The organism is Mesorhizobium sp. M7A.F.Ca.AU.001.01.1.1, assembly GCF_004022735.1.
GTDB lineage: Bacteria > Pseudomonadota > Alphaproteobacteria > Rhizobiales > Rhizobiaceae > Mesorhizobium > Mesorhizobium ciceri.
Genome location: NZ_RZPF01000339.1, coordinates 1 through 6,590, shown reverse-complemented (window position 1 = coordinate 6,590; position 6,590 = coordinate 1). Strand labels below are relative to the sequence as shown.

Below are 6,590 nucleotides of genomic sequence, written 5' to 3'. Positions count from 1 at the left end.
TGCCGGCGGCACCGCCGAACTGCACCACCAGCAGACGCCTCGACTGTTCCGACAATCTTTCCTGATGCCGTTGCAGTGGCGCCCGCCACGTCCTGACGCGGTCGGCCGCTTTGATCGGAATGGCTGGCTGCATGCGCGTCATTCCCGTCAGCGCCCTGCCGCCAAACCGCTCTTCGAGCGAGACGAGCCGTATAATGGTCTCGGTCAGGAGCAGGCCGAGATGCTCGACGATGGACTTCAGCCGAAACACCAGGCCGGTATCGATGACATCGTGGCTGGTTGCGCCGAGATGCACTTTGTCGCCATGCGGTTCGCCGACCGCCGCCCTGATCTGGCGTACCAGTTCCGGCACAATGACGCCGTCTTTGGCGACGGCAGCCCGCAGCAAGGCGGTGTCGGGCCGGAATGTGGCAAGTGCGGCCACGATCGCGGCGGCATCATCCTTGGTGATAATCCCGTTTTCAGCTTCCGCTTGCGCCAGCGCCCGCTCGAAGGCAAGCATCGCCTCGATTTCCGCCTCGATGGAAAAATGCCGGTTCGCCTCCTCGTCGCCGAGAAGAGCGGAGAGCAGTGGATGGTCGAAGGGCGATACGGTCATATCCTGCTCCTCCTGACCATCAGCTGTCGAAGAAGACCGTTTCCTTCTCCCGCTGGAGATGGATGTCGAAAACATAAATATCGCCGTTGCGCTCGGCGATCAGCGTCGGCACGCGGACGCGGTGCTCGATGCGCGCCAGGATCGCATCCCCGGCATTGGCCTTTTCCTCATCGGAAAAATACAGCCGTGTGTGCAGGCCGAGATTGATGCCGCGCGCGACGATCCAGAGGGTGATGTGCGGGGCCATCAGGCTTCCGTCCCTGAACGGCACGCGGCCCGGCTTGATCGTCTCGAACGTGCACAGACCGGTGTCCATGTCGGTCGGGCAACGGCCCCAGCCGAAAAAGTTCGGATCGGCCGCGCCGCGCAGTTCAGCCGGCGAATTGTAGAGCCCATCCGCATCTGCCTGCCAGATCTCGATCAGCGCATCCTTGAGCGGCGTGCCGGTACCGTCGAGCACCCGGATGCGCAGGCCGATGCGCTCCCCCTTGGTCTTGTCGTTGACCATGGTCGCACCAAGGTCGGTCGCATAGACGCCGCCGATGCCGCAGAAATTGGGCGTCAGCCCGATATGAACATAAGGTCCGGCGGTCTGCGAGGGGCTTTCCCTGAGCCGGTCGAGCGACTGGGCCATCAATTGCCCTCCAGCCTGTTTTCGAACAGCGACGCGCGGCGCCCGCGCAGCACGATGTCGAACTTGTAGGCGCGCGCGTCGAAGGGGATCGTCGCCTGCATGTCGAGCGTGGCGATCAGCGTTTCGACGGCGGCCTTGTCGGGGATGCCGCGCACGATCGGGCAGTGCCAGATCAGCGGATCACCCTCGAAATACATCTGCGTGATCAGCCGCTGCGCAAAGCCGTGGCCGAAGACCGAGAAATGGATGTGCGAGGGCCGCCAGTCGTTCGGCCCGTTCGGCCAGGGATAGGGGCCGGGCTTGACAGTGCGAAAGGCGTAGCCGCCATCCTCGCCTGTTATGGCGCGCCCGCAGCCGCCAAAGTTCGGGTCGAGCGGCGCCAGATAGCCGTCCTTCTTGTGGCGGTAGCGGCCGCCGGCATTGGCCTGCCAGAATTCGAGCAGCGCGCCGGGTACGCCAACGCCGCGTTCATCGAGCACCCGGCCATGGACGATGATGCGCTCGCCGAGCGCGCTCTCGCCGGGCCTGGCGAAATTGTGGATCAGGTCGGCGTCGAGTTTGCCGAGCATGGCGTGACCGAAGACCGGGCCTGCAATCTCCGACAGCGTGTTGTCGAACGGCAGCGGCGCCTTCTGCGGCGAGCGCAGCACGGAGGTCTTGTAATTCGGTGTCAGAACAGGTGGATGCCAGGTCCGGTCGCGCTGGAAGAAGGCGCCGGTCTCGGGCCTTCGGTTCGAGCCGGACTCAGCGGTCATTCTGGCTTCCGTCCATTTCCGAAAACACGTCCTTGGCAATTCTGAAGGCACGGTTGGCGGCCGGCACGCCGGCATAGATGGCGACATGCAGGAACGCCTCGCAGATATCGTCGCGCGAGGCACCGGTGTTGACGGTGGCGCGCACATGCATAGCAACCTCCTCATCATGGCCGAGTGCGGCCAGCAGCGCCAGCGTGACGATCGAACGCTCACGCCTGGTCAAGCCCGGCCGCGCCCACACGGTTCCCCAGGCGGCCTCGGTGATCAACTCCTGGAAAGGCTGGTCGAAATCGGTGGCGGCGACCTCGGCGCGGTCGACATGGCGGTCACCAAGCACCGAGCGCCGCACCGCGAGGCCGGTGCGATATCTGGTTGCGTTGCCGGGGACTTCATCCATGGGTTTCTGCTCCAGGGGCAAGCGACGCGATAAAGCCGCGGATCAGGGCGGTGAGCGCTTCAGGCTGTTCGACGCAAGGAATGTGTCCAGCGTCGCGGATGATTTCGAAGCGCGCGCCGGGGATCAGCGCGGCCAGCGAGCGGACGAGATCGGGAGGTGTCGAGCCATCCTGGTCGCCGGCGACGCAGAGCGTCGGCACCGCGATGCGGCGTGCAGCATCGGTGAAATCGGCATCGCGAACGGCCGCGCAAGTCCCTACGTAACCTGCAAGCGCTTGCCTCGTCATCATGTTCCAGTAACCGTCGAGCTCGGCCTGACGCGCCGCGTGGAAGGCGGGGGTGAACCACACTTTGAGCACGCCATCGGCAATCGCCTGGATGCCCTTGCTTTCGACGGTCGCGATGCGTGTGTTCCAGCTGTCTGTCGTGCCGATCTTGTGTGCCGTATCGCAAAGGATCAGGCCTTCGACGATTTCAGGCCGCCTGGCATAGAGCCCCTGCGCGATCATGCCGCCGACCGACAGGCCGCACAGCACGACCTTGCTCAAGCCGAAATGATCGATGAGCGCCGAGAGGTCATCGACGTGATCGTCGATCGACCTGATGTCGCCGATGTCGGACAGTCCGTGGCCGCGCTTGTCATACACCAGCAGCGGCATTTCACCATCGAACGTCGAGACAATTTCGTCCCAGATCCGGAAGTCGGTGCCGAGCGAATTGATGAATATGATTGGGCGCGCATTGCCGGTCGCCTTGATGTGGCGATGGTGCAGCGTGATGCCGCCGATGGTGACGAATGGCACGGTTTCGATCCTCCGCCCTCACATTGCACAAGGCGTTTGGTTCGGTAAAATGATATTTTTTGGCGTTTCATTAACTCAGGGGTTATCGAATCCATGTCCGAGAGCCGCATTCGGTTCCGTCACCTGCAGGCATTCCTGGAAGTTGCGCGGCAGGGGAGCGTGGCGCGAGCGGCTGACTTGCTGCATGTCAGCCCGCCGGCCGTGACCAAGACATTGCGCGAACTGGAAGAGGCGCTGGGGGTTGCGGTGGTGGAGCGCGACGGCCGCGGCATCCGACTGACGCGCATCGGCGAGATCTTCCTTCGCCACGCCGCCATGGCGATCACGGCGCTCAAGCAAGGCGTCGATTCCGTCCGCCAGGACGGAGCGGTCAACCGGCACCCGATCCGCATCGGCGCGCTGCCGACGGTGTCGGCGCGGGTGATGCCGCTTGCCATGAGCCTGTTCCTCAAAGAGAGCACCGGTGCGGCGATCAAGATCGTCACCGGCGAGAACGCGGTGCTGCTCGAACAGTTGCGCACCGGCGCGCTCGATCTCGTCGTCGGACGGTTGGCGGCGCCGGAGAACATGACCGGCTTCTTCTTCGAGCATCTCTACTCCGAACAGGTGCTGTTCGTGGTGCGGGCGCGACATCCGCTGCTTGAGCCCGGACAGGACGTGTTCGCGCGGCTCGACGAGTTCCCGGCGCTGATGCCGACACGGGAATCGGTCATCCGCCCTTTCGTCGACCGCCTGTTCATCACCAGCGGCATGACGGCGCCGGCAACCGAGATCGAAACCGTCTCGGACTCCTTCGGCCGCGCCTTCCTGCGGCAGAGCGATGCGGTTTGGATCATTTCGGCCGGTGTCGTCGCCAATGAACTCGGCAGTGGCGCCTTCGTCGCCCTGCCGGTCAACACCGAGGAAACCAAGGGACCGGTCGGCCTGACGATGCGGACCGACACGGCGCCCTCGCCGGCCTTCTCCATCCTGTTGCAGACCATCCGCGAAGCGGCGAGGCAAAGCAGTTGATGCGGCTCAGACTGGCGATCAGATCTCCCGCGAAGGCGTGAAGCGAACGCTTGCGGACCGCATGTGCCCGGGCGCCAGTACGATACAGCCGGCCTCGATGCCCGTGTCAGCCCTGCGGTTGAAGGCATCGGTGATGTTGCTGACCGGTTCGGCGCAAAAGAACGGCTCGCCGGGCGGCGTGTAGAGGACAAGGAAATCGAGTGGCGCCTCGGCCTCGATGTCCAGTTGCCGTCCATGCTCCGGCCAGGAGATCCGGGCGCGGCGCGACCATCCGGTGAAGACCGTGTCGAAGTCCGTCTCCGACACGTCGAAGCCCGTGGTCGGGTTGGAGCCTGCAGGCGGCAGGACGTGCCGGGTGGGCAGGATTTCCGCGTCGGTCTCCCACATGCCGGACACCCGCGCCTGGACATGCGTCCACGGTGTCGATGGGAAATAGGGATGCAGGCCGAGCCCGGCCGGCATCGGCGCGTCCGACAGGTTGCGCAGCGAGATGGCGGTGATCAGGCTGCCATTGACCAGCGAGATCTCTTGCCTTGCCTCATAGCTCCACGGCCAGGAATCGGCGGCATGGCGATAGGATAGGACAGTGGCGCTGGCTTCGTGCCGCACGACGGTCCATGGCCGACGCCAGCCATGGCCATGCTCATGATGTGGATCGTCCGGGCTGGTCGGCAGTTCGACGGTGCGGCCTGCGAATGCGAAGCGGCCGTGCCTTATGCGATTGGAATAGGGAACCAGCGGGAAGCAGGCCATGGCGCCGGCATCGCGGCCGTCGATCGCCGCCTGATCCGCAGGGCGCAGCCAATCCACGACGGATCCGTTTTGCCGCCAGCGATACGACGCCAGCGCGCCGCCGGCGGCCGGCGCGATCTCCACGGTCGCAATGCCGTCGCTGATCGAGATCAGCCCTTGGTGCTGCTCGGCAACGGCAGCGGAATTCTTTGTCATCGGCACTCCCCCATCCCTTGACTCCAATCGCAATGCCGATAAGACATATCATATGAATAGTATGAAGAATAACAAATCTTTCAGTATGGCGCGTACGTCGAGAGTCGCGGTGGCGGTTTCCAGCGGCTCCACCGCTCTGCATGCGACCGTCGTCGAGCAAATCGGATTGCGCATCGTTCAAGGCGATTTCCTGCCCGGCGAGGCACTGCCCAATGCCGACGATTCAAGCGAGATGCTGGGGGTCAGCCGCACGGTGCTGCGCGAGGCGATCAAGGTGTTGGCGGGCAAGGGGCTGGTCGAATCGCGGCCGAAGACCGGCACAAGGGTGCGTCCTCGTGCCGACTGGAATTTCCTCGACCCGGACGTCCTGTCATGGCGCTATGCCAGCGGTGTCAGCGCCGACGATGTCCGGGCGCTGTTCGAATTGCGCAGGGCCATCGAGCCGATGTCGGCAGCGCTTGCGGCCCAGCGCGCCACGCCATCGCAGATCGCCGAGATCAATGCAGCTCTGGTCGAAATGGAGGCGGTGGTCGACGACGGCGACCGCTTCGCCAAGCCTGACCTTTTGTTCCACCAGACCATACTGCGCATGACCGGCAATGAGCTGATCGGCTCGCTGGCGGCACTGGTCGAAACCGCATTGGTGACGAGCTTTCGTCTTTCCAACGACAATCCGGAAGGGCAGCGCCCCTCATTGCCGCTGCACCGGGAAGTCGCCGAAAAGATCGCCGCCGGCGACGCGACCGGCGCACAAAAGGCGCTGCTGGTCCTCATCGACAATGCCGAGGAGGACGTGCGCCGCAGCGTCGAAAACCGCAACAAGCGCCGCCAGGAACGGGAACAGACATCGTGACCGACACCAAACGCAAACTGCGGTCCGAGGCCTGGTTCGGCGGTGAGGGCAAGAACGCCTTCATGCACCGCAGCTGGATGAAGAACCAGGGCATTCCCGCCGACGCTTTCGACGGCCGCCCGGTGATCGGCATCTGCAACACCTGGTCGGAATTGACCCCGTGCAATGCCCACCTGCGGGCGCTGGCGGACCACGTCAAGCGCGGCGTCTATGAAGCCGGCGGCCTGCCGCTCGAATTCCCGGTGATGTCGCTGGGCGAGAGCAACATGCGCCCCACCGCCATGCTGTTTCGCAATCTGGTCAGCATGGATGTCGAAGAGTCCATCCGCGGCAATCCGATCGATGGCGTCATCCTGCTGGTCGGTTGCGACAAGACCACACCGGCGCTGCTGATGGGGGCTGCGTCGTGCAACCTGCCGACCATCGCCGTTTCCGGCGGGCCGATGCTCAACGGCAAGTTCCGCGGACAGGATATCGGCTCGGGCACCCATGTCTGGAAATTCGCCGAGGAGGTTAAAGCCGGCCGCATGCCGGTTGCCGACTTTCTCGCCGCCGAGCAGGGCCAAAGCCGATCGGCGGGCAGCTGCATGAC

General features: G+C 64.3%; 9 protein-coding genes. 3 read left to right on the top strand and 6 right to left on the bottom strand.

Annotation, left to right across the window (positions count from 1 at the left end; all coding sequences use genetic code 11):
- From EN884_RS20355 to pcaD, 5 genes are all read right to left on the bottom strand, one after another.
- A partial coding sequence (locus EN884_RS20355) for a lyase family protein (protein ID WP_245491955.1) occupies positions 1 to 598 on the bottom strand: 598 nt, incomplete at its 3' end.
- A 19-nt stretch (positions 599 to 617) separates the two neighbouring features.
- Positions 618 to 1,232 carry a protocatechuate 3,4-dioxygenase subunit alpha gene (pcaG, locus tag EN884_RS20350; RefSeq protein ID WP_063167582.1) on the bottom strand — a complete coding sequence of 205 codons (615 nt, stop codon included), beginning with the start codon at positions 1,230 to 1,232 and terminating at the stop codon, positions 618 to 620.
- Positions 1,232 to 1,987, bottom strand: coding sequence for a protocatechuate 3,4-dioxygenase subunit beta (gene pcaH / locus EN884_RS20345; protein ID WP_013532962.1), 756 nt, complete (start codon positions 1,985 to 1,987; stop codon positions 1,232 to 1,234). Before pcaH ends, pcaG begins: the two co-directional genes overlap by 1 nt.
- Complete coding sequence (gene pcaC, locus EN884_RS20340; protein WP_013532963.1) at positions 1,977 to 2,384, bottom strand: 4-carboxymuconolactone decarboxylase; 408 nt, start codon at positions 2,382 to 2,384, stop codon at positions 1,977 to 1,979. Before pcaC ends, pcaH begins: the two co-directional genes overlap by 11 nt.
- Positions 2,377 to 3,186, bottom strand: a complete 810-nt coding sequence (gene pcaD, locus EN884_RS20335) for a 3-oxoadipate enol-lactonase (RefSeq protein WP_063167581.1) — start codon at positions 3,184 to 3,186, stop codon at positions 2,377 to 2,379. Before pcaD ends, pcaC begins: the two co-directional genes overlap by 8 nt.
- Positions 3,187 to 3,279: 93 nt before the next feature.
- Here pcaD and pcaQ point away from each other — a divergent pair, with 93 nt between their 5' ends.
- A complete protein-coding gene (pcaQ, locus tag EN884_RS20330; RefSeq protein ID WP_063167580.1) occupies positions 3,280 to 4,197 on the top strand; it encodes a pca operon transcription factor PcaQ in 918 nt (305 codons plus the stop codon).
- Positions 4,198 to 4,215: 18 nt separating this feature from the next.
- Here the strand turns inward: pcaQ and EN884_RS20325 are convergent, their stop codons facing one another.
- Entirely contained in the window at positions 4,216 to 5,145 is a 930-nt protein-coding gene (locus EN884_RS20325; protein ID WP_063167579.1) for an aldose 1-epimerase, read from the bottom strand.
- Positions 5,146 to 5,254: 109 nt separating this feature from the next.
- Here EN884_RS20325 and EN884_RS20320 point away from each other — a divergent pair, with 109 nt between their 5' ends.
- Together EN884_RS20320 and EN884_RS20315 are read left to right on the top strand one after the other, a co-directional pair.
- Positions 5,255 to 5,998, top strand: coding sequence for a FadR/GntR family transcriptional regulator (locus EN884_RS20320; RefSeq protein WP_082826662.1), 744 nt, complete (start codon positions 5,255 to 5,257; stop codon positions 5,996 to 5,998).
- Positions 5,999 to 6,060: 62 nt separating this feature from the next.
- On the top strand, positions 6,061 to 6,590 hold a 530-nt coding region (locus EN884_RS20315; protein ID WP_245491956.1), incomplete at its 3' end, for a dihydroxy-acid dehydratase.